This is a genomic window from Mesorhizobium sp. M00.F.Ca.ET.216.01.1.1 (assembly GCF_004010325.2).
Classification (GTDB): Bacteria; Pseudomonadota; Alphaproteobacteria; order Rhizobiales; family Rhizobiaceae; genus Mesorhizobium.
Map to the genome: position 1 here is coordinate 1 of NZ_SADR02000380.1, position 317 is coordinate 317.

1 protein-coding gene is annotated in these 317 nt (G+C 64.4%); it reads right to left on the reverse strand.

Annotated features, from left to right (window positions below; translation table 11 throughout):
* Positions 1-12: 12 nt before the first annotated feature.
* Positions 13-317: translocation/assembly module TamB domain-containing protein (locus EN859_RS36575; protein ID WP_135913703.1), on the reverse strand; the 305-nt coding region annotated here is incomplete at its 5' end.

Below are 317 nucleotides of genomic sequence, written 5' to 3' on the forward strand. Positions count from 1 at the left end.
GACGTCGCGGCCTCAATATTCGCGTTCGTAAAAGACGCCGCCCTTAGCTTCGCCGGCGTCGTTGGCCTCGCCGCGCAGCTTGACGCCCTTCCCGACATCGAGGTCGATCGTTGCCTTGCCGGAGCCTGGCTTGTCGCCCTTTTGTATGGTCACATAGGTGCGGTCGTTGAGATACTTGCCGGCCGAAACCGCCGTGCCGCCCTTCTCGTCCGTCGTCACGTCAAGGTCGTCGATGCCGATCGCGTTGCGCAAATTGTCAAGCAGCGAGGTCGTGCCGCCGGCGCCTGCCAATTGCGCGGCAGCGTCGGCGAGCTGGG